This is a genomic window from Pseudomonas sp. R4-35-07 (assembly GCF_003852235.1).
Lineage (GTDB): Bacteria > Pseudomonadota > Gammaproteobacteria > Pseudomonadales > Pseudomonadaceae > Aquipseudomonas.
On the sequence record NZ_CP027732.1, the window covers coordinates 2,934,089 to 2,956,903 of the forward strand.

The 22,815-nt window shown below is 58.3% G+C and carries 15 protein-coding genes and 3 pseudogenes; 4 read left to right on the plus strand and 14 right to left on the minus strand.

Annotated features, from left to right (window positions below):
* Positions 1 to 235: 235 nt before the first annotated feature.
* From C4J89_RS27460 to C4J89_RS27470, 3 pseudogenes are all read left to right on the plus strand, one after another.
* Positions 236 to 1,129: pseudogene (locus C4J89_RS27460) on the plus strand (sensor histidine kinase); the annotation flags it as partial.
* Between the two features lie 294 nt (positions 1,130 to 1,423).
* Positions 1,424 to 1,712 (plus strand): annotated as a pseudogene (locus C4J89_RS27465) (response regulator transcription factor); the annotation flags it as partial.
* A 566-nt stretch (positions 1,713 to 2,278) separates the two neighbouring features.
* A pseudogene (locus C4J89_RS27470) lies at positions 2,279 to 2,569 on the plus strand (ATP-binding protein); the annotation flags it as partial.
* Positions 2,570 to 2,724: 155 nt separating this feature from the next.
* Here C4J89_RS27470 and C4J89_RS13400 read toward each other — a convergent pair.
* The 5 genes from C4J89_RS13400 to C4J89_RS13420 all read right to left on the minus strand — a co-directional run bounded on the left by C4J89_RS13400 (position 2,725) and on the right by C4J89_RS13420 (position 10,926).
* Positions 2,725 to 4,185 carry an FAD/NAD(P)-binding protein gene (locus C4J89_RS13400; RefSeq protein ID WP_124414676.1) on the minus strand — a complete coding sequence of 487 codons (1,461 nt, stop codon included), beginning with the start codon at positions 4,183 to 4,185 and terminating at the stop codon, positions 2,725 to 2,727.
* Between the two features lie 27 nt (positions 4,186 to 4,212).
* Positions 4,213 to 4,752, minus strand: a complete 540-nt coding sequence (cysC, locus tag C4J89_RS13405) for an adenylyl-sulfate kinase (RefSeq protein ID WP_256681692.1) — start codon at positions 4,750 to 4,752, stop codon at positions 4,213 to 4,215.
* A 120-nt stretch (positions 4,753 to 4,872) separates the two neighbouring features.
* Positions 4,873 to 5,880 carry an NAD(P)-dependent alcohol dehydrogenase gene (locus C4J89_RS13410; protein WP_164487596.1) on the minus strand — a complete coding sequence of 336 codons (1,008 nt, stop codon included), beginning with the start codon at positions 5,878 to 5,880 and terminating at the stop codon, positions 4,873 to 4,875.
* Positions 5,877 to 9,953, minus strand: coding sequence for an SDR family oxidoreductase (locus tag C4J89_RS13415; protein ID WP_124414678.1), 4,077 nt, complete (start codon positions 9,951 to 9,953; stop codon positions 5,877 to 5,879). The genes C4J89_RS13410 and C4J89_RS13415 overlap by 4 nt, the downstream gene beginning before the upstream one ends.
* 37 nt (positions 9,954 to 9,990) lie before the next feature.
* Positions 9,991 to 10,926 (minus strand): DMT family transporter, encoded by a 936-nt coding sequence (locus tag C4J89_RS13420; protein ID WP_124414679.1) that lies wholly within the window; start codon positions 10,924 to 10,926, stop codon positions 9,991 to 9,993.
* 91 nt (positions 10,927 to 11,017) lie between these two features.
* Between C4J89_RS13420 and C4J89_RS13425 the strand changes: the two genes are divergently transcribed.
* Positions 11,018 to 11,923, plus strand: coding sequence for a LysR substrate-binding domain-containing protein (locus tag C4J89_RS13425; RefSeq protein ID WP_124362818.1), 906 nt, complete (start codon positions 11,018 to 11,020; stop codon positions 11,921 to 11,923).
* Here C4J89_RS13425 and C4J89_RS13430 read toward each other — a convergent pair.
* The 9 genes from C4J89_RS13430 to C4J89_RS13470 all read right to left on the minus strand — a co-directional run bounded on the left by C4J89_RS13430 (position 11,906) and on the right by C4J89_RS13470 (position 22,623).
* Positions 11,906 to 13,066 carry an aromatic ring-hydroxylating dioxygenase subunit alpha gene (locus C4J89_RS13430; protein ID WP_124414680.1) on the minus strand — a complete coding sequence of 387 codons (1,161 nt, stop codon included), beginning with the start codon at positions 13,064 to 13,066 and terminating at the stop codon, positions 11,906 to 11,908. The genes C4J89_RS13425 and C4J89_RS13430 overlap by 18 nt on opposite strands.
* Before the next feature lie 36 nt (positions 13,067 to 13,102).
* Entirely contained in the window at positions 13,103 to 14,206 is a 1,104-nt protein-coding gene (locus C4J89_RS13435) for a mandelate racemase/muconate lactonizing enzyme family protein (protein ID WP_124414681.1), read from the minus strand.
* On the minus strand, positions 14,203 to 15,570 hold the full coding sequence (locus tag C4J89_RS13440; RefSeq protein ID WP_124414682.1) for an NAD(P)-dependent oxidoreductase: 1,368 nt from the start codon (positions 15,568 to 15,570) through the stop codon (positions 14,203 to 14,205). The genes C4J89_RS13435 and C4J89_RS13440 overlap by 4 nt, the downstream gene beginning before the upstream one ends.
* Before the next feature lie 23 nt (positions 15,571 to 15,593).
* Positions 15,594 to 16,523 carry a 2-oxoglutarate and iron-dependent oxygenase domain-containing protein gene (locus C4J89_RS13445; RefSeq protein ID WP_177413010.1) on the minus strand — a complete coding sequence of 310 codons (930 nt, stop codon included), beginning with the start codon at positions 16,521 to 16,523 and terminating at the stop codon, positions 15,594 to 15,596.
* A 12-nt stretch (positions 16,524 to 16,535) separates the two neighbouring features.
* Positions 16,536 to 17,225 (minus strand): class I SAM-dependent methyltransferase, encoded by a 690-nt coding sequence (locus C4J89_RS13450; protein ID WP_124414683.1) that lies wholly within the window; start codon positions 17,223 to 17,225, stop codon positions 16,536 to 16,538.
* Positions 17,226 to 17,458: 233 nt separating this feature from the next.
* Positions 17,459 to 18,604 (minus strand): MFS transporter, encoded by a 1,146-nt coding sequence (locus C4J89_RS13455; protein ID WP_124414684.1) that lies wholly within the window; start codon positions 18,602 to 18,604, stop codon positions 17,459 to 17,461.
* Positions 18,605 to 18,744: 140 nt separating this feature from the next.
* Positions 18,745 to 19,980: an aromatic ring-hydroxylating dioxygenase subunit alpha gene (locus tag C4J89_RS13460; RefSeq protein WP_124414685.1), complete on the minus strand. Its 1,236-nt coding sequence runs from the start codon at positions 19,978 to 19,980 to the stop codon at positions 18,745 to 18,747.
* A gap of 193 nt (positions 19,981 to 20,173) precedes the next feature.
* Positions 20,174 to 21,535 (minus strand): MmgE/PrpD family protein, encoded by a 1,362-nt coding sequence (locus tag C4J89_RS13465; RefSeq protein ID WP_124414686.1) that lies wholly within the window; start codon positions 21,533 to 21,535, stop codon positions 20,174 to 20,176.
* A 131-nt stretch (positions 21,536 to 21,666) separates the two neighbouring features.
* Positions 21,667 to 22,623 (minus strand): LysR substrate-binding domain-containing protein, encoded by a 957-nt coding sequence (locus C4J89_RS13470; protein WP_003181858.1) that lies wholly within the window; start codon positions 22,621 to 22,623, stop codon positions 21,667 to 21,669.
* Positions 22,624 to 22,815 lie beyond the last annotated feature (192 nt).

The following is a 22,815-nucleotide window of genomic DNA, read 5'->3' on the forward strand; positions in this document are numbered from 1 at the left end:
TCAGGCGAGCAACGCCTTGAGCGACGCGCGTGACCAGGTTCGCAACGAGGCCCGCAGCGCCGGCCTGTTGGTTGCGCGCTTCGCGGGTCAAGCGCGCTCCGACGCCCTGGTCCACAATGACCGCGGCATGCTTGCGACGATCATTGCGGTTACCGTCGCCATCCTGCTGGCCGGCGCCATTGCCTGGAGCACCTCGCGATTTGTCGCGCAGCCCATCGTGGCTCTGGCCTCGGTCATGCGTCGGCTTGCGGCCGGCGACCTGCATGCCGAGATCGCCAGCGTCGGACGCGGCGATGAGATTGGTATCATGACCCGCGCCGTTCGGGTGTTCCAGGAGAATGCCCTGCGCATCCGGGTGCTGGAGGCCGAGGCCGAAACCGAGCGACAGCAAGTCCAGGCCTCTTTGGAGAGAATGGTCGCCGAACGGACCGATACGCTGCACCAACAGACCGAAGTGCTGGAAGCGCAAGCCGTCGAACTTATCCACGCGCGCAACCAGGCCGAGACGGCCAACCAGGCGAAGAGCGATTTCGTGGCCACGGTCAGCCACGAATTGCGCACCCCCCTGACCCTCATTCTCGCGCCCCTGGAGCAGCTCTCTGCGGCGGCCACCCCGCCCGTGGACTGGCGCGTGCAGATCGAGCGCGCCCAACGCAATGCGCTGCGCCTGATGAACCGGGTGAACGATATCCTCGATTTCTCCAAGGCTGAAGCGGGCAAGTTTGAGTTGTGTCCAACGTCGGTTGATTTGAATAAAACGGTGGGGGTGTTGGCCGAGGATGCCGCCATGGTGGCCGAGGGCAAGGGCTGCACCTTGACCTGCAGCATCGACCCCGCGCTCGGCAGCGTGTTTCTGGACCCCCGACATTTCGAGAAGATCCTGCTCAACCTGGTGAGCAATGCCATCAAGTTCACGCCCGCTGGCGGCACGGTGCACCTGGCCGTGACGCCGATCGATGGCGAGCGATTTGAACTGGCGGTGCACGACTCGGGGATTGGCATCGCGCCCGACAAACTGGCGCTGCTGTTCCAGCGCTTTTCCCAGATCGATAATTCCGCCACGCGCCACTACAGCGGCACAGGCATCGGCCTGGCCCTGGTCAAGGACCTGGTCGAATTGATGGGCGGCGAAGTCGGCGTCAACAGCGAGCCCGGACGGGGCTCGTGTTTCTTTGTTCGACTTCCACTGGGGGCTGAGCAAGACAGGGTAGCGACCGAAGGCGGCCCTCTGTACGAGCAGCCGTCACTGAGCACAACAAGCTCAACCGAGCAGCGCCACCTGCGTTTTGACGACGGCCACCAGGGCGCTCCAACGCCAGACGCAGGCGAGGAGCAGCACCCGGAACACGCCTCGCGGTCCAGAGTGCTGGTGGTAGATGACAGCCCGGAAATGCTCAGCTATCTCACCGAGCTTTTGCACGACGACTACAGTGTCGCCACCGCTACGGATGGAGAGCAGGCCTGGGCGCTCCTGCAGCGTCGACCGATCGATGTCGTCGTTTCGGATGTGATGATGCCGCTGCTCGACGGCTTCGGCCTGACCGCCAGAATCAAGGCCAGCACCGGTTTTGCCCATTTGCCCGTAATCCTGGTGACCGCCCGCGGCGGCGGTGACGCCTGCGTTTCAGGGCTGGAAAGTGGCGCCGATGACTACATCGCCAAACCCTTCTCGCCGCTGGAGCTCAAGGCTCGCGTTCGCGCGGCGCTGCGCATGAGCCAGGTGCAAAGCGAACTGCATGCCAAATCGCGCCAGGCGGGCATGGCCGAAATCGCCACGGCTGTGCTGCACAACGTCGGCAACGTCCTCAACAGCGTGAACGTCTCGGCAGACCTGGTCAGCAATCAGTTGCGCGCATCCAAAGTCCATGGCCTGGGCAAGGTCGCTCAATTGATGAACGAACACGTCAACGACCTGAGCGATTTTCTTACCCAAGACCCCAAAGGCAAGATGCTGCCCGACTACCTGCTCAAGCTGGCGCAGGTGGTGACGGCAGAGCAAAAAGGCATTGTCGAAGAGCTCGGGCAACTCACCAAGGGCATTGACCACATCAAAACCATTGTCGCTGCCCAGCAGTCCTATGCCGTTGCTGTCAGTGTCGTGGAGACAGTGTCGGTCACCGCGTTAATCGATGATGCCTTGCGCATGAGCGCCGGCTCGCTGGAGCGCCAGGGGGTGACGGTGGTCAAGGAAATTGCCGATGTGCCTCTACTCGCGCTGGACCGTCACCGTGTGCTGCTGATTCTGGTGAACCTGATCAGCAATGCCAAGCACGCATTGGAAGGCGTGGCCGTTCGCAGCCCATGCGTCACGCTCGATGCCGCCCTCGTTGACTCATCAGGGCTGCGTATTTCGGTGACCGACAACGGCAGCGGGATTACGCCAGAGCACCTGGCGCGGATCTTTTCGCATGGCTTCACCACACGCAAGGAGGGCCACGGCTTCGGCCTGCACAGCTGTGCACTGGCTGCGCAGGAAATGGGTGGCCGCTTGACTGTACACAGCGACGGCGCCGGACAAGGCGCCACGTTTACCCTGGATATCCCCATTGATGCTTCGCTGAGTCAGTGATGAACAGTGGAAAAATGGATTACGCGCTGTGCCAGCCTGCCCAGAGAAGGAAAATTTTGCCCCCATGGGCTCTGGAATCCAGTGGAACTGGACGGACGGGGCTGAACTAAATTTAGCCATAACTTTATGTTAATAAAGGTTTTTTGGACTTTTGTTCACCCAGCAGCATGCGGAGTGCGTTTCAGGTCAGCGGCAACACCTGGCTCGCCTTGAGGCGTCACACGCAACCTGGAATTCTGCCCACCGCCAGCCGGTGCATCTGTCAGCAGGGTGGTCATGCGCGTGGCTAACTTGAACGAAAAGCGCCGAAGCTCAGGGACGGCGGTGGCTTCCCAATACTGCGCCTTGAGCATGGGCCCCACGTAGCTAAGCCAAGGGATCGGCTGATGCTGCTGATCCAACACGCGCAATTGGTCGTCCACAAGTATCCCGAAGCCACAAGGGGCAGCGCTGAGAAGCCCTTGCTCCAGCAAGTTGTTGACCAGGGAGGTATCGACTCGCTGGATGTCAAGGTTGGGCCCGGTGCAATTGATGATGTTGCTGACCCTGAGCGATACAGTTGCCTGGTCGCTGCGCCGTTTAAAGCCCACAATCAAGCCTTTGCCCAGCAGCGCCACATTGGTCAACCTGCCGGCATGAATGGCCAGCTGTCCACTTTCCAGATGATCTCGAAAGTGTTCGAAAGTGGCAGGCGCCAAACGATGACGATGGACGTCCCACCAAGGTTGGACATGCCGTAGAAATTGTCGCTGCTGCGTGGTATCCATCGCGCACCAGAGTTTTTGTACCCACGGACGCAAGCTGTCGATCACGGCTCGCCAATCGCCTCCTCGGCGCTGATGTTCCTTGACCCGCTTGCGCAGTGTCGCCATCAGCTGTCGAGGTGAGCCGCGCCCCAGGTGCACAGGGGCGCAAAGGGGGGCAATAACCTCCGTTGAGTGTCCAAGGGGCAAGAGCCCGCGCCGAGAGAGTAAATGGATTGGGCCGCGATGGCCTTTTTGAAGCAGTTGCAGTGCCATGTCGACCGCTGTCAAGCCGGAGCCGATCAACAGCACTGCGGCGTCTGGATCGGACGCCAGACATAGAGGAGGACTCCAGGGATCATGCGCGTAGGTCTGCGGACGTAGGGTCTTGTTCAAATTGCAGCAGTCGGCGGGAGGGAAGTTGCCAAAGGCGAGGATCACATGATCCGCCTCGAGGGTACATCCATCCGACAGCTTGAGCCGGGCGCCGTCACCGCAGGGTTGCACCTGTATGACTTCCGCGACAATCCGTGACAACTGCGCGCCAGGGTTTAAGCGTTCAGCGCCGTCGAGCACATCGTTCAAGTAGTCGCCATAAAGGTTGCGAGTGACGTACGAAGTAGACTCAGCGTTGAGGTGCCGGCTTCTGCAGAACCTCAAAAAATCTTCTGGTTCATCATCCAGCGCACTCATTTTCCCCACGTTGGCGTTCAATAGGTGGAGGGGGCTGCTGGTGCCGTAGGCCAGCCCTCGTGCCATGGCCCGCGTACGATTGACCAGTATTATGCGCAGTTTGGTGCCTGCGCTACGCAGGATCTGTGCCGCAGTGACCACACCGCTGAAGCCAGCACCGACGATAACGAGCGTCTTCATAATGGTTGCCCCATATGAATGTAACGGTTAGTTCCAGCACCGACGGTTGTGCAGGAATGCTTCGATGGTGCGCGCGGCCTGCTCGACAGAGGTCGTTGCGCTATCGATCAAGATGTCGGGGGATAGGGGCCGTTCATAGGGAGAGTCGATACCGGTGAAATTCTTGATCAGGCCCCTACGCGCCTTGGCGTACAGCCCTTTGGGGTCGCGTCGCTCCAGGACTGCCAGCGGCGCATCAATGAATATCTCGATGAAATCGTCGGGGGCGAAGAGAGCTCTGGCCATGCGACGCTCTTGTTCGAACGGTGAGATCAGGCACACCAAGGTGATCACGCCCGCATCCACCATCAGTTTGCCCACCTCGGCGGTACGCCTGATGTTTTCCTTGCGATCGTCATCGACAAAGCCCAGGTCGGCGGTCAGGCCCTGACGAAGCCGGTCACCGTCCAGCAGGCACGTGTGCAGCTGGTGCTCGTGCAGGTTGGCCTGGACCCGGTTGGCGATGCACGACTTGCCCGCGCCGGACATGCCGGTGAACCACAACAGGAGCGAACGGTGGCCCTTCAGATCGGAATGTTCCTGACGCCCGATCTCGAAGGGGTGCGGGACCAGGTCCGAGTGCACTGGGAGGGTTGGCGGTAGTGCCAGCGAAGAAGACATGAGGTATCTCCGTGGAATTTGTGTGGGTCAGAACTCAACGACGGCGCGATAACGCACCTGATTGTTGCGCAGTGCATCCAAGGCCTGATTGATTCCTGTCGCCGGAAATGTTTCGACCAGGGGCCAGACGTGGTGCTCGCTGGCAAACGCCAACATTTGCAGCATGTCGTGACGCCCGCCAACATTGGCAGTGGAAACCGTCAGGGTTTTGTACATCATGGCTGCGATGTCCAAGGTGACCGGGTTGGGCATACCTGCAAAGCATAGGGTGCCGCGCGGCCGCAGCAAGGCGATGGCGCTCGCCCAGTCCTGATCGTTGGAGGCCGTCACCAACAGGAAATCCAGGGTGTTTTCCTGGGCTTTCAGCGTGTGCGGGTCCAGGGTGCAGAAGTGGCTGGCACCCAATTCCATGGCTTGGGATTTCTTGTCCTCAGAGCTCGACAGCGCGGTCACGGTGCACCCGAACTTGGCGGCGAACTGGATGGCCAGGTGACCCAACCCGCCGATCCCTAGCACGCCGACCCGCATGTCCGGACGGGTGCCACGCAGCAGTGCGGTAAACACCGTCTGTCCCGCGCAAAACAACGGCGCCGCCATGGCTGAGGGCAGGGCATCGGGAATGGCGAATACGAACTTTGCGTCACAGGTCAAAAAGTCCGCGAAGCCACCTCGCTGCCCATTGCTGCACGTAGGCACTACCTTTGGACAATGCTGCTCTTCACCCTTCAGGCACCACTCGCACGCAAGGCATGCCCCCTTGTACCAGCCGACGCCGACACGTTGCCCCGCGGCGAGCCCCGTTACCGAGGACCCGCTGCGGACTACTTTTCCGACCACCTCATGACCACACACTTGCGGGTATTGGGAGGCTTCGCCCCAGTTTCCTTCGATCAAATGCAGGTCGCTCGTGCAGGCGCCGCAATGGGTGACCCGGATCTCGACTTCATTGGGACCCGGGTCCAGGCGGGGGTACGTAAAGGGCTCCAATGGCGAGCCTGGGCTATGGGCCGCCCATCCGGTGGTAGTCTGTGTCATGGGGTCTCTCCTGTGTCCAGGTTGAGTGCGGTGAGGTACTGCTGCGTCCATTCGGCATCGATCACCGGGCATTCCAGCTGCGCGACTTGCAACGGGGCCGGGTGGCTGAAGTGTTTGAAGTCTTCGATGATCATTGGAAGGATCAGCAACGTGCGCTGTAGCACGGCGTTGCCAGGTGCCTGGGCTTCGAGTCTGACGCGCCATTGAGCGAGGGGGAGTGCCGTGAACCGGTCCGCCCCCAAGAGCGTCTGGATCCAACTGCAGATCTGTTCCCAGCGGGTGTTTTCTGGGTTGTAAAGGTGATGGATTGACGTCGATTGCGTCATCGATCCGCCGAGGGCACAGTGCACGAAGATCCGTGCGACATGATCCACCGGCGTGAGATTCAGCGACCAGTCGCTTTGCGCCGGCCAGGCCTTGAGAGCAACACAGCTACGAATCATCAGTCCGACATAGTCGTCGGGGTTGATGCGGTCGCAGGCATTGGCCTCAAGGGGAGCGCTGATGTCCCCGCATCTCAGGATGTGCAGATCTATGCCGGTCTGTTCACGGAACCTTATCGCTACGCTTTCGGCAACCAGCTTGGCTCGGTTGTAGCCGGTGGTCGGAACCGTTTCGGGCAAGGTCGAGGCGATGACAACGCCGGCACCGCCAAGGGCAGCCAGATGCAGCACTTCCAGAACGCCGCCTACGTTAGTCTCGGCCAGGCGTTCATAACGCTTGAGCCAGTTGACCTCGGCACCACAATGAATGATGCAGTCGACCTCCGAAGACAATCGACGGTAATCCTCGGGTGACAGGCCTAGCCGGGGTTGGCCCAAGTCCGCAACTACAGCCTCCACTGACCCAAGATCCGCAACCCGCTGCTGTGCGTGAGCCGGGTTTTCGGCCCGCACCAGGCATAGAATGCGTTCCACTCCCACGGCCTGTTGCAGGTGGCGCACGATCATTCGCCCCAGGTACCCCGTGGCCCCTGTAACCAGTATCGTGCGCCGTGCCTCGCGTTGAGGCACATGCGTAACAGGCGCTTGCAGCCTGGCCAGGTAAAGCTCGGTTTCGGCTTCGACAGAGAAGGGGGCCTCCTTGACGGGCTCGCCTTGAAGCTCAAGCGCGATCAGCTGCGTAATGCCCGCCAGGGTAGCGTCGCGGGTGATGTCGGCAACGGAGAGATCGAAACGGAAAGTCCGGTTGATCAGGTTTATCAATTCCAACAGCAACAGGCTGCCACCCATGTCGAGGAAGTCACTGTCGGGGCCCAGGGTCACACCCTGAAGGTTCAGGCAGTCGCCCCATAAGGCAGCAACCCGGGATTGCAGGGGCGTGAGCGGCGGTTCGTCATCTGGCAGAGGGACCAGTGGCAGTTGCAGCAGTATGTGCGAACCCAGGCGCTTCTGACTGGCACCGGCCGGGATCGATGGGGTCAGGAAGTAGGCCACCGGAACGCTGAAGGCCGGCAAGTGTTGACTCGCCCATTGCCGCAGCGTGCTGGCATGGGGCGGGTGTTCGGCATCCGCTGGGGCGATAAAGGCCACCAGTTGCAGGTCAAGCCCGTCGCCGCGCGTGGTGACCAAGGCCGTGCGTACTTCGGGATGAGCAATCAGGATGCGTTCCACATCGGTGCAGAATACCTTGAACCCGCGCAATTTCAGATGCGTGCTGCTGCGGCCCAGCAGGTGGATATTTCCGCTTTCGGTGAGTTGCACCCTATCACCGGTGCGCAGCAGCCGCCGGGCCAGGTCCGGGTGGGTTGGCGCCAGCGGATTGGATACGAAGGCCGCCTGGTCGGCCGTATCGTCCTTCAGATAACCCAGCGTGAGTCCCTGGGTGTGCACGTAGAGTTCGCCAGGGCTGCCCAGGCGAACGCATTCAAGTGTCGAGTCCAGCACGAAGGCTTCGGTGCCGGGGGTGAAGTGCAAGCGGCCTTGCGGGCCGACCAGGGCCACGTCCCCGGCTTCGTTCGAGCCATACAGATCGAGCACCTTACAGTGGGGCAGCCAACGCGTGAGTTGTTCGCGAATCGCGTCGGGTAGCGGCTCGCCGCTCAGCCACAGAGTATGCACACTGGCAAACGCCTGCTGGAATGCCTGTTCGTTTTGCAGCAGGCCGGCCACGAGACTGGGGGTGATCATCAATTGAGAGAGACGACTGCTTTGGATAAAACCTGTGAGAGCGTGGGGATCCAGCATCATGGCGTCCGGAATCAGGCAGGCCACCGCGCCGCTGAAGATGGGGTAGTAGACATAGCCGGTCATCCACGCATTGAGGCCGATGCGATCCCCGGGACGCAAATGCTGACGCCAGAAGGCGAGTGAATCGAGGCGAGCGTGTTCGCCAATTGTGACGACCTTTGCCATACCCGTCGTACCAGAGGTCAGCAAGCCATAGGCCACATCACCGAATGGCTGCGGTCGAACCTCTGGCGCAGCGTCGCAGCGCTCCGGCAGGCGGTCCAGCAGCAGCGTGCGATAACGGCCTGCCAGGGACTGGAGAGTCAGTGTATCGCCCACCACGACCACTGGATCGAGTTTCGCCAGGACGTTCGCAGTGGCGTCGGGGCCGTACCATTGCGGGATGTCCAGGTAGGGCCAGCGCAGCAGGCTGCAGGCGGTCATGGTCACCAGCGTGCGCAGGTCTTTGTCCAGGCGGATAGCCACCCAGCCGCCGTGGGGGCAACTGTGCAAAAGTCGCTCAGCCAGCTTGCGGGCCTGGTCACTCAGATCGCGGGCGCTCAGGCTTCGTTGGGGGCTGGCGGCGACCGTGCTGTCTGGGGCATCGCGCAGCAACTGACGCAGATGCGTGTGCCAGGAGGGCGTTGTTGCATCGGCCGGGGCGTTGAGACGCTGGGTCGTGATCTGCTGCTCGCGACTGTGTTGAGCTGCCGCCCGCTGGTACTGAGAAATCTGTGGGCTGACTTCATTCATCGCCGGGTTATCTCGATCGACAATGATCAGCTTGACCCCGGTGTGGCGTGCATATGGGCTGTCGGGGCAGATCAGGCACAGCTGGCGATGACTCAGACGGCCTACGAACTCGAGCGACACCGGGTCTTCAGAGGTCGTCAGCGTCACCAGAGGCAGGTCCTGCAACTGCTCAATCTCGCGGATGATTGCGTCGAAATGGCAGGCTGTGGGGCTGCTCCATAGCCAAACGGCATAGTCGCCAGGCAATTGCGCTGCCCATTGCAACGCACGCAGAAGCTGCTGCCTCGTCGATGCCAGCAACAACACGCGCAGATGTGCCTGCGCCGGTTCATGAAGGCAGGCAAGGTGATCCTTCGTGGGGGGCACGCGCTGCCAGGCAGCTGCCAGATGGAAAAACCTGTAGAGGGGTTGCTTGTCCCGTGCCGTGGATTCGACGGCATCCGGAAACGTGATTTCGGGGTGCGCGACTTGGGCGAAACCGCACGAGCGCTCGGCATCGTCATGCCAGCCTTGGAAAAATTGCCACTGTTCGACCTTTTCCGGTGCCCAGCTCAACAAGCGAGGCGAAAAGTCGATACCGGCGAAATCACAAAAGCGCGCCAGCGTGCCTCGCGTATCACCCATCAGGTCCTCATCACTGTCCAGGTACAGCACCTGACTGGCATCACACTGTTCGAGCACCCGCTCATGGATACGAGCCAGCTCATCGAAGCCGGATTCATCCGCATCGAAATAGGTGGTGCTACCGCTCTGGCTGACGCGATACAGCGAACGCATCACATCCTGCGGCTGGCGGACCAGAAACACATGCCTGAATTGCGCCAGCCACGTGCTATCGATCGAGTCGAAGTCGACGAAGTAAGCGATCTCCTTGGAGAATTGCAAGCGGTGCGGTGGTGCTGGACGTTCGCCGAGCAACGCCATCGCCTCGGCGTAACCGGTAATGCCGGGCGGTCCGTTATTGGTCCGGCGGGTGTGCTCAATCAGTGCATGTTTTTCGGGAAAGTGCTTGGCCAGAAAGGGTTCGGAGAGCCTTTCGTGCAACACCCTGACGCCCGGATGCTGCATCACGGCCCGCTCGAAAGCGGTAGAGCGGCTGCGGGAAACCGCCCACAAAATCACATTGGGCAAGGAATCAAATGACGTCAGCATAAACAGCTCCTTGTTAAGGCCTGTGCATGTGAAGCGTTCAGCGCGTAGCAGTGGGCTTGTTCAGCAGGATGAAGCCTGAAATCAGGATAAGGGCCAGACCGGCCGCGGTCCGGCCATTGAGCACTTCATTGAACAGCAACGCCCCCCAGGCAATCGCGAAAATCAGGTAGGTGTAATCGAATGCGCCGATGATCGAGGTCTCGCCGATTTGATAGGCCCGGGCGATGCCGGTACTGACCAGTACCATCAGAATCGCCAGCACCACCATCACGCCCCAGTCGCCGATCGCCATGGGCGACCAGTCGCCCACCAGAAATCGCAGGCCCTCGTTGGCCGGCAGGAGAGGGCCAGTCTGTGCGACGACAATGCTGCCGACCATTCCCATCAACAACAGGACGATATTCAGCGCCAGGGCCAGGTGCATGGGCGCCTCATTGGCGCACTTGCCCTTGGTCACGACCGCTGCGAGGGCATATAAAATCGCAGCGAGCACGGGCAGCAGTGTCCATAGGTTGAAGTCAGCCTGACTCGGTGCGAGTGTGACCAGCACCCCGGCGAACCCCACCAGAATGGCCACCCATTTGCGCGGTGTGACATGCTCGTCCAGGGTGACTGCCGAGAACAAAGCGATAAACAAAGGTGTCGTATAGATTGCCAATGCGGCTATGGTCAGGCTGATGAAGGGCAGTGCGCTGTAAAAGGCAATCCACATCAGGGCAAGCAGCAGGCTTCTTGCACCTATCCACAAAGGGGAAAGCGGCCTTTGCTGCGTTGTGCCGCGGCGGTACATCAGCAAGGCGACGAGCATGCCAATGGCCAGTACCGAACGAATCACGTAGAGCTGCCACATCGATGTCTCGGCGCTGGTGGCCTTGATAAGAGCATCTGAAACTGACAACAGGAACACCGAACCTACGACGATGAGTATGCTTTGTCGGTTTTCAGCGGCGGTAACGGTTGTGGTTGCAGACATGATGGGTCCTGATGTGATCGACCTGGAGGATTTTGGTTGAGCTCGTATTGCATTTAAAGTGACTTATGGTTACGCAGGAGGAATGAAAATTATGGATAACTTCAAACGCTCACTGCCCCCACTTTCCAGCCTGGTTCCCTTTGAAGCCGCGGCGCGTCTGGAAAGTTTTTCCAAAGCCTCGGATGAGTTGCATCTCACCCAGGCTGCAATCAGTAAACAGATACGATCCCTGGAAGAATTCCTTGGCGTCGCGTTATTTACGCGTAGAAATCGCGCCGTATTTCTAACCGAGGCGGGCGCAGAGTTTCGCGACGCGGTGCGCACAGCGTTCTTGGGCATTGCTTCACGCGCCGAAGACTTGAAGTCAGGGCGAGATAACAGTGAAATCGTCCTAGAGGTTCAATTGTGCGAAGCCTTTTACTGGTTGATGCCAAATATCACGCATTTGCACAGGAAGTACCCTGACCTGGAAGTTCGCCTTAATGCATCCATCCAACCTATTACCGAAACCGCGGAAAAATTCGATATAGCCATCCAAACCTCGGGTCGCCCATCCGGTGATCACACCCGGCTGTTGACCTTGAGTGATGACGTGTTTCCGGTGTGCAGTCCCGGCTACCTGGCCTCGTTGGGCGATCACCCTCTGACCTTGCGAACCTTGGTGGATCTGCCTTTGCTGCATCACGTCGCTACGCCTCAGTACTGGAGCACCTGGAGCGACTGGCTGGGGGAGTTTCATATCAGGCCCGGAGAACTCAAGGGCAAGTTCTATGACAGTTATCCGGTCATGATGCAGGCGTGTGTCGAAGGCCTGGGTTTTGCCCTTGGGTGGCGTCGAACCAGTGAAAAGATGCTCGCCAGTGGTGATCTGGTAAGGCCTTTTTCCGAATCCATACACCTCCCTGAAGCCCTGAGCGTGTACAGATGGCGTAATGAAACCCTGAACCTGTCGGCTCGCCAGGTGCTGGAATGGTTGAGTTCATCGTTCGCAGACTGACGACTGGTGGTCCGTGTGCAGCAGTCCCAGCGCGGTGAGCGTTTTTTTCTGAATATCGTGCACGGCATGCTCGCTGTTGGCCCCAAGTGCCGGGTCAACGATAAAGCGACCTTGCTGGTAGCCGTCGCTGTTCAGGCCGCGCTGCACACTGGCGCACAGGGGGATATCTTCTTCACGGATCACGGCGACGAAGTCGATGACCTCCTGCTCTTCCCGGGAGGGCGTTGCTGCCGTGCAAAACCATTCAACCACCTGCAGGGTCTTGTCCACGCTGACCGGCAGATGATGCAACACATTCATGTACCCTCCTGGATAGACCTCCAGGCAAAAGTTCGGCCACAGGTACCAGGCGCCAAATTCGCGCGATCGGGCCGAGCCTTGCTTCATCGTATAGCCCTGGTTGGCGCCACTGTCGCTGCTGATATGGGCGTGATAATGCTCGTGGATCGCCAGGTGATAACTTTTCAGGTCAAGGGTCGCTGTCGAGAGAGTGGGATGGCACATCGGGCAGTGGTAACACTCTGAGTAATTTTCCACAGAGACCTTCCAGTTGGACTGCACGCTGTATTCCTTGGAGTAGGCGTGGAACAGCTTTTCCGGGGCTGGCGAGAAGGTTCGGATCGATGCCTCGAGCCCAGGCAGCAGGGCCTGCATGGGCCGCGCATCCCAGTCGAAGTTGATGAAAATGAAACCGCAGAACACCTCCAGGCGTACCGGCTTGAGTTGAACCTGATCCGTGCTGAAGTCCTTGAGGTGCTCGGATTTACGCGCGCTGATCAACTGTCCACGGGTGTTGTAGGCCCAGGCATGATACGGGCAGGTCAATAACCCAGGCACATGGCCGCTGCCCTCGACCAATCGATGCGCGCGATGCTGGCAAACATTATGAAAGGCCTGCAGCGTACCGTCCTTGTCCCGGACCACCAGGGCACTTCGCCGACCGAGGTCACGCACTCGGTAGTCACCCGCATTGGGAAGCGCGGAGACGTGGCAGACGTATTGCCAGGTACGCGCAAACACCGCTTCCATTTCCCGGTCGAACAGCTGGCTGTCGATGTAATGTTCGCTGGGCAAGGTAAAAGACGCAAAAGGGTCGATGTCGAACCCGCGAGCCAGGTGCAACGGAGCAGGGGCGCTGGTCATGGAACCTCCATGGATCAGTTGGAAGGACAGTGAAATTTATCCGTATTGGGCGACGGGGTGCTCGAACTGCCGGGAGTCAAGCGTCAGCCCCAGGCCTGGGCGGTCACGCAGGTAGGCACGGCCTTGGCTGATTTCAAAATCCACCTCGGCCACACGCATCTCATGGTGTCGGCAGCAATTCCAGCTGGCACGATGCAGGCGGCCAGGGGTCGAGGCCGCTAGATGCATCACGGCGCTGTCACTGACCTGGGTGCCGCCAACGTCTTCAATATTCATCCGGATGCCGTGGTAGATGCAGAAGTCCCGAAGCTGTCGGGCTTTGGTCAGGCCTCCGACGCGGCCAATCTTTAACCCGATCAGTTGGGCGATGTTCTGGCGCTGGCCTTGTACCAGGTCGCCAAGGGTCACAATGGACTCATCCAGAATGATCGGGTTGCGTGTCAGTTCCCGCACCGCTCGACATTGCTCCAAGGATTCGCAGGGCTGTTCAAAGCACACTGTGGGGTCTTCCACGCTGTTCATCACAGCGACGGCCTCCGAAACCGTCCAGGCACGATTGACATCGAAAGTGATGACCTCCCCGGGCAGGCGCTGATCGAGCAGGCGCCGGATTTGAGCCACATCCTCCTCCACCCCGATGCCGACCTTGCAGGAGTGGGTGCGATAACCTTCGCTGCGGGCGAGGGCCAAGTGGGTCGTCATCTGCTCTGTATCATCGGTGGGGATGCTGCTTTGCAAGGCGATCGACGCCTGGAACCGTCCACCAAGCAATGTATATACCGGCAGCTGGCAGTGTTTGCCGAGGATGTCCCAGCATGCCAGGTCGATTGCAGCTTTCACATAGGGGTGACCCGGTAGCATCACGTCCATGCGTGCATTGATCTGATCCAGGTGCAGTGGATTTTCACCCAGCAGGTGCGGCGCTAATTCCTCGATGCCGGCCCGCACGCCTTTAGCGTAGGCCGGCAAGTAAGTGGCGCCCCATGGGCAACTCTCGCCGACGCCCACCAAGCCGCTGTCCGTGAAGACCAGGACGATGGTGGAGTCGAGTGAGTCATAGTGCAGTCGTCCGCCGCTGAGGCTGTATTTATTCTTGAGCGGTATATCCAGTTGATAGACCTTGATAGAAGTAATTTTCATGGTGCGACCGTTCCCTGTCGCAATGCCGGCCCGACTGCGCGGGCAGGGGAGGGAAAGCCCAGAATCGACTGGTGAAAAATTTGCTCGATGACGGGCAGTCGCAGCGCCTGCTGGAGCTCGCCAACCGCTGCGATACTGTCCAGGCACGGTTCATAGCTATCCAGGTGTTCGGCAACCCAACTGGGGCCGCAACTCCAGTTCACCACCTGCTCGATCAGCGCGTCCGCAAGACCGATTGCGCGGCCGATTTGCCAGGCCTCGTCGAGGATGACCTTGTTGATGCAGGCCAAGAACTCCACTAGGTGCGAGGCCAGCTTGATCTTGCTATTGTCGGTGAATACCAGGCCTGAATGAAACTTCGGTGTGAGGGCTGGTGTGATACGGCCCATGGGGTCCTCAATCACTTCGCCGCTGTGGCAATAGTCGCGGTTGGCGCCATAGGGCGAAGGTGCATGAAAATCGGGCAGGGTGAGGGATAGATCGTTTTCCCGCTCACTCAAGGCCACCACTTTTACATGATTGTCCTGGCTGTCGAACAGCGTTCCCGCCTGGTGATAGCGCTGGGCGACGATGCGTCCCAGCGGCATTGCCACCCCCAGTTCATCGGCCAGTGCCTCAGTGAGACTCGTGTCCTTGACGGTGATCTCCAACGTACAGGAATGATCGTAGCTAGCGTCGAATATGAACGGGGTCAACTGGTTGCTGACAAAGCAGTTTCCCCGCGAGACTTTCACGTAGTCCCAGAGCCAGTGCAGCGGAATATCGTGGGCCCTGGCCATGACCAGTAACTCGGCCCATACCACGGTGGCGGTGTAGAACAGCAGGTTGGTGAGCAACTTGACCGATTGGCCGGCGCCGATCTCTCCAACGTAGAAAGACTTGCGGCCCATGGTGTCGAGCGTGGTCTGGCTCAATCGATAGCCGCGCTCATCCCCGCCGATGTAGAAGCACACGTTGGCGAAATCCACGCCCATATGTGACAGGTTGCTGACGGGCGCTTCCAGGCTGAATATATTTTTTTGCCAGGCTAATTCAGCGATATGACGGGTGTTGTGGTAATCGGTGGTGGATGTGTCGATCCACACCGTACCTTCCGCCATGCCTGCCAGGGCTCCGTGCTCGCCGGTCATGTTTTCCAGTACATGGTGCGGTAGCGGCAGGCAGGTCACCACGATCTGGCATGTGTAGGCGCACAGCGCAGGCGTGTCTTTCCACACGGCGCCCAACTCGATCACCGGGCCCGCACGTGCGGGGTCGATATCATGCACCTGGACCTCGTACCCCGCGTTCAGCAGGCGCTCTATCAATGGACGGCCCATATTACCGGTACCGATAAAGCCGACTTTCGGCTTGGCAGCTTGCATATCGATTCCTCTTGAGGGTGTAATCATGCGAGTTCGCGGGCCCTGCCGGCACCCTGGCCGGTTACCCAGATTGAGTTGAAGTTTTCAAGCATGACTTGCTGGCACGACAAGACCTGGTCGCTGCCCAGAGGGTTGAACCTGGCGTCCACATTCGGGTACACAAAAAACGGCAGCGATACACGGGCGTTGTCCGCACGGTGAATGACTTGGTGCGGTGTACTGGTAAACAGGCCGTTACTCCACTTCATCAGCATGTCCCCCAGGTTGATCACCACTTCGTGTCCCCGAGGCGGTACGTCGATCCAACGTCCTCGGGAAAAAGCGCGTAGCGCGCAGGCATCACCGGCCTCTTGGAAAAGCAAGGTGAATATGCCGTTGTCCGTGTGTTTGCCCGCGCCACTGCGCTGGGGTGGGTAGTACAGGGCGCGCTGGATCAGCACCGGATCAGAAAAGAAGGGCTCGAAAAATAGCTTGTTCAACCCCAGTGCAAGCGCCAGCCCGTGTAATAATCCAGGCACCACGCGGTGCATGACTTGATCCTGCAGGGCCAACATTGCCTTGGCAAACGCGGGAGCTGTTTGCTCGTCTGGGAGCAGGTTCGGACCGGTGAAGGGTTTTTCACACAGGGCGGCCTCCCTTCCCATGTCGAAGTGCTGTTTACAATCGGGGCCCGTAGGCGCGTGCAACGTTTCGCCAAAGGTATGTACATAACCCCGACAAGTTTTGGGGCTGACCTGTTGGTGGTCTTGGGAGAACTGATTCTTGATCTCCAGCGGCAGTTCGAAGAATTGTCGCGCCGCAGTAAATGCCTGATCGATAAACGACGGACTTATACCGTGATCGGTTAAATAAAAAAAACCGTCCTTAATACAGGTTTCACGTAGACGGCGTACTTCGCGCGGCGTATCAATAGACTCAAGCATTTCAAGTGAAATGCGATTTAAGGCTTCCATGCTGCAGTCTCCTTATCGGGCAATTCTAAATGCCAGGTAGTGAGCATGTACCTCATCTAAATAAGGAGCGTTCATAAGTGACGGTAGAGAGGATAGTTTTTTGGCCGCGACTAAACTGTCCAACAGGTCCGCGAAGTTTTCTGCTGCATAAAACGTGCAGCGCGTGCTAAACAATAAAAGTCCGCCGGGGGAGGTCATGCGAATAAGTTCGTGAATGGCTTCTATGGGCAGGTGGCCTTCGATGAACGCACCGCAGCACAAGGTTACGTCATACCTGTTGTCCGCAATCAACGTGTTGTGTTCGGTCAGATCCACGCCGCCGTAGAGCGCCCCATACGCCTGAGTCTGACGCGCCAACTGTGTCATCGCCGGTGATAGGTCGCATCCTTCTATGTTGCTAAAACCTCGCTGGGTCAGTTCTTTCCCCACCAATCCGGTCCCGCAACAGGCATCCATGATGCGCAAAGCGCTACGAGGTTGTTTGTTGTTTGTGTCTGCGTTGCCAAGCAGCGATGTCAGCAGGTCGCTGATCACGAGTGGGCCACAATAGTTCTCTTCTGACACATCGTTGTCGTAATCAGTAGACCATGTCTCATAGTAATCCCTGAGGCGAAAGTAGTCGCGATTGAAGTTCAGGGCGCGATTGACCGATGTCGCACAATAGGCGTCGGAAGTTCTCGTGGCGTTATTTTCGCTGGCCATACTGTATTCTCCGGAAAATTATTTTTCAGGTTGAATGAATCAGGGTGGTGGCGTGAGTGAGTGTTCATTCTTATTCGCCAGTTGGTGCACTGTAAAGACCAAATAGACGACTTATCCTTCGTCTTTTTCCTACATTGGTAACCAGGTGTTATACATTCCGGCTGTCTATGGGGGACGCAAGACAGGGGCTATCGGAGTATTTCTACTTCAACGTTCAGTTGGTTGATGATGGATCACACGCGCAGACAGTGCGCGGCAGCGCTCACAAATAGTAGAAGAAACACCAGGCCCCCTAACGCAAATGAAAGACTGCTCATATGGGCAACGAAACCGATCACCGCCGGGCCTATCAAAATTCCTGCATAGCCCATGGAGATAACCGCCGGTATGGCGACTCTTTGGGGCATGCGGTCCTGTTTTCCGGTTGCGGTAAACAGCACGGGAACAATGTTCGAGCATCCTGCGCCGAGCAATGCATATCCCAGTAACGAGGCGGGCCAGCCCTCGAATCCAAGCGATACGAGCATGCCGGTGGCAGCAATCATTGCGCCATAAGCCACCACGAGCACGCCGCCGAATCTGCGTACGAGGGCATCCCCTGTCAGCCGTCCCAGGGTCATCGCCGCCGCAAAACTGGCATAACCCAAGCCGGCCAAGGTGGGCTCCATGTTCCGGCTGGATACGAGAAAGACAGCACCCCAGTCCAGTACTGCGCCTTCGGTTAAAAAAACGATGAAGCACAGCGCGCCCAGTAAAAAGACAATGCCTTTTGGGATTGCAAAGATCGGGCCGTCTTTTTCGGTTCCATAGGTCAATAAACTTGGAATCGCTTTATACAGGCACCCCATTACCACGATGACGACGCACAGCACAGAAAACACCGGTTCTAATCCCATGCTCAACAATGCAGTCAACGCGCCGGCACCCAGAATGCCTCCGACGCTGTACAGGCCATGGAACCCCGACTGAAGTGCCTCGCCACTGTTTTTTTCCACAATGATGGACTGAATGTTCATCGCGCAATCCAGCATGCCCATAGCCGCGCCAAACAGCACTACGGCCAATGCCAGGCCCGGCAGCCAACTGAGGCTGCTCAACAGTACAAGCAATACACATAAAGTCGCAGTGGAACACACAATGACTGGGCGGCAGCCGTAACGTGCGGTGAGGTGCCCGGCAAACGGCATGGCAACAATCGACCCCACGCCCAGGCCCAACAGCAAAAGCCCCAACCCGCTTTCGTCCAACCCCGTGCGCGCCTTGGCAAGCGGCACTAAGGGCGCCCATGCCGACATGACAAGCCCTGCGATCAGGAAAGCAATACGGGTTGACATCCGTTCGCCGTAATTGGCGTTGATCGCTAACGATGACGTAGTCATTTGAATCACCCAAACAGGCACACGAAGAAAGGCCTGGCAGCGACTGCGCTGAGGCATGGAAGGAGGAAGGGGCAAGTTGCTAAGGCGTAAGCCTTTCAATGCACGACTGTATTGAAAGGCTTACCCATCAGGCATCGTTCTTATCCGACAGACTTCAAGGGGATAGGCCCCTTGATCCTTTCCATCATGGTGGCGCAATACCAATCATCGAATTGGCAGACACCGGTCTCTGCGGTCTCGGAATACGGGCCTGGCTCATAAGAGGGTGAAGTCACACCACGCTGCGTGCCTTCTACCAGAGTGCGGTCCTGATCGTTGGTCGCGATCCATACCTTTGTCAGCCGATCAATGTCGTAGTCCACGCCTTCTACGGCAGTTTTGAGCACCAACCACTTGGTGGTCACCAAGGTTTCCGTCGCGCTGATGGGGAGCACGCGGAAGCTCAGAGCGTGGTCCCCCAGGAAGTGGTTCCACGTCGACGGATAGTTGAAGTACAGCAGTGCGCCGATATCCGCTTCGCCGGTGGTATCCAGGCGGCTGGTCACCGCGGGCTTGCCGTCCATGGTGTAGCTCACCGCGCCCTTGGACAATGGGATGCGGGTCATGCGGAACTGGCCTTTGATGTCCATCACCAAGCGGCTCGGCAAGCCGGCTTTTTCGCATTTGTTCCAGTAAGCGGAAAGCTCGGGGTCGTCGTCGCCGCTGGTGCCGCCCACGGAAAGGTTGTCCACGAACGATTGCAGCAGCTCGGGGTGAGATCCGTCGCAGTGGTAGCACTCACGGTTATTTTCGAAGACCAGTTTCCAATTGCCTTTCTCGACGATATTGGACTCAAAGGCCACTTTGCAGTCATCGAGGTTATGCGGGGCGACAAAAGGGGTCACGGCGGTACGGAAGTGTTCGAAATCCGGTGCTTTGCTCGCGACACACACATAAATAAAGGTGTTCACGATTTCGCAGTGAACGCTTTTGAGGTTGTATTCGGATTTGTCGAAATCCTGCCCCATGTTCCCGGCGAATAGCAGGTTGCCGTCCAGCTCGTAGGTCCACTTGTGGTAAGGGCACACCATTTTGGCGACTTTGCCATGGTCGGCTTCACAAATCTTGGCGCCACGGTGACGGCAAGCATTGTGAAATGCTCGCACCTGGCCGTCCTTGCCGCGTACCACGGCCACCGGGTAGTCACCCACTTGCAGCGTCAAGTACTGACCGGGCTTTTCCAGTTCAAACGTGTGTCCGGCGAAGATCCAGTCTTTGTGCCAAATTTGCTCAAGGTCCTGGCGATAGACGCTTTCGCTGCTATAGAGCTTTCCCGGGAGTGAGTGCCATGGTTTACGTTGGGCAATCAGGTCAAACACGGTTTCTTTATTATCCATCTTATCCTCCCAGGATAAATAACGTGAGCGCTCACCTTTAACGGTGACTTTTATAGTGCTCTAAAAGTTCGGCATCGGTTGCCTGCTTAATGGCGGTGCAATAACTTCACGGCCTTTTTAGATAGATGACAGCCTAGGGGGCTGTCGCGACGCCCGCAAACGACATTTCGTAGGGGCAATCAATAATTCCAGGTTATCGATCAGCCGCTTCCTCGGAATGCGTAACGCTTGAAAATATAGGCTCCAGCGTCGTAATGGCTGAGTGCGCCTGACCCAATGAATGAATCGCGTGCTTCACCGCAAGGCTTCGTTCAACTCCAAGATGGCTACTGAACAGGTCGAATTTTCCATCCAGCTCAGCGGCCGTCATCGCGGTGTGCGGATCACCTTTTGCCGCTGTCACAGGGCTGACGATGATCGTACCGTCTTTCAAGGTAAGGGTAAGTCTGGAAAGAATTTCATCCGGGAAACGCGCGGAAATATCCGCCGCTTCGACAATCTCGATGCGTGAACTCAGCGAGAGAATATCGGGGGCGGTGATTGAGCCCCCCGTGATTTCATCAGGCCCCAGCTTGCCTCGCACAATCAGCGCTGCCAGCGGAAACGCCAACGCGTATTGGGCTTCATCTGCGTTACGTGGGGTATGGCCCTGCAGGCACATCGATTCGAAGAACGTTTCCACGCGAATTGTTTCAAGGGTGCTCGCGCTCACTTCGGGATGCTGGCGCTGTAATTCAAGCATTGCCGTCAAGGCGGGTTGTGCCCATCGGCATACGGGCCATGGTTTGAAGTACTGGCTATCGATTTCCCAGCGGTTTCCTATATCCGCCCAGTGCGGCGCGACACTTGGGTCTTCCACGATATCCGCAGGGGCACCGGTCATGCCTGCCTGCGCCATCAACAGTGCATTCAAGCCAACGTAAGCGCCTGCTCCATGTGCATCGCGCAACATGGTCGGTGCCAGCACCACACGCATCATTGGGCAGCGTGCGCTGAAATACTCGGCAATGCCCAATGCGTGCCGAAAGGTCGGCTCATCGAACTCAAGCAATCGTGCGCCAGCACACACCACCCCCATGGCGGAAAAACCACCAGAAGCGTGGTAGGTGGGTGAGGTTGCCATCAATGCAGTGCCAGCGCGCAGCGCGGTTTCATAGCCAATGCACAGCACCGAAAGAAGTTCGTGCCCGCTGATCTCCTGGCCGTTGTGGTGCAATGCGTCGGCCAGGGCCAGCAACGCCGGAACCACCGTTGCGCCGGCGTGCCCTTTGGATTTGAAGTGCCCTTCGTGAGCGTCCAGGCTGTCTGCGGAAAATCCGCCAGCCCAGGCGGCTCCAAGCATACTGACGCGCTGGCCATCGAACATCAGTCGACTGGTGTACACACCACCGGGGTAGTGGAGGCGTGCATAGCTGCGCATTATCTCGCTGGTGTCATTGGATGCCGCACCGGCCATCACACCGACGATATCCAACAGGCTGTTTCTGAGTATCGCTTGCGTGTGGGCGGGTGCTTGTTGGAGATCGAAATCGCGACAAAATTCGAACAGTGACATCCCGGGCATTCCTTACGAAAATCATTATGGTGTCGCTGCACGATGATCCAGCGAGGGCTCACCGTTCCAGCAACATTTTCGTAGGGCAATCGATAACAAAAATGACGACTCTGCTTCTAAGGCATGCGGCGTCAGCGGGGGAACTTGGCCAGGAGCCACTCACGAAACCGGCGCAGCTCATCTTCGTTCTCGGCGTTTTCTCGACAGCTTAAGTAGTGCGAACTGTTGCGCAGCTGAACTTGCTGCTGGATCGGCCGCACCAACACCCCACGCTCTACCAGCCGGGTAACCAGGTGGTTCCAACCCAGGGCGATACCTTGGTGGGTCAGCACCATGCTGATCAGCAAGTTGTAGTCGTTGGCATTGAAAATCTGGGGGCTGTCTTGCGGGCGGTCATCAATGTCAATCGACTGAAAGGCAAACCAGACACCCCAGTCAACGTGCTCGGCTACCTGGGATCGTCCGTAGGGGCTCAGGTTCAGCAGGGCTGAGTCTCTCAGGCCTTCGATCGTCGAGATTTCCGGGTGTTGCTCCAAAAATTGCGGGCTGCAAACGGGATAGATCACGTCATGGCACAACGGGTAGCTTTTATAGTCGTCCCGGACACGGGCCATTTTGGTAATGAAGACGTCCGGCTGTACCCCGGGCTCCATGGTCAGGAAGTTCTGCGTCGTGACCAGGTTCAACTCAATGCCGGGGTTTTGTCTGATGAATTCAGGCAGGTGGTCTGACAGCCATAGGGCGGAAAAGGCGGGAGAGCAGCAGACGGTCAGCATTTTTTTGGAGGACTGGCTGCTGCGGATTCGCTCGGCTGCCTGGGCGATGTTTACAAATGACAGCTGCGCGGCATCAAAGAACACTGCCCCGGCAGAAGTCAGTTCGACAGCACGCCCTACGCGGTTGAAAAGCTGCGCACCCAGGTACTCCTCCAGCTCGCGAATCTGCCGGCTGATAGCCGCCTGCGAAACACAAAGCGCCTCGGCGCCGAGGGTGAAGCTCTCGTATTTGGCAGCCGCTACAAACGCTTTCACGGCCCTCAACGACGGCATTTTCAGCAGAATGCTGTCAGGGTCGACATGCTTTGACATCCTTACGTTCTCCTCATGCAGCCGCTCCCCAGCGAAGCGACGCGAGAGTAACTGAAGCCAGGCGGTAAAAACGGTGCGCAGGTCGTTTTTGAGACATTACGGGTCGTTCCTGTGCGCCGCAGCAAGAAAACTGTCCGCTTGAGACGATCTATAACCCGACGTTATCCAATTGTCCCTGTAAATGTAGTTGGA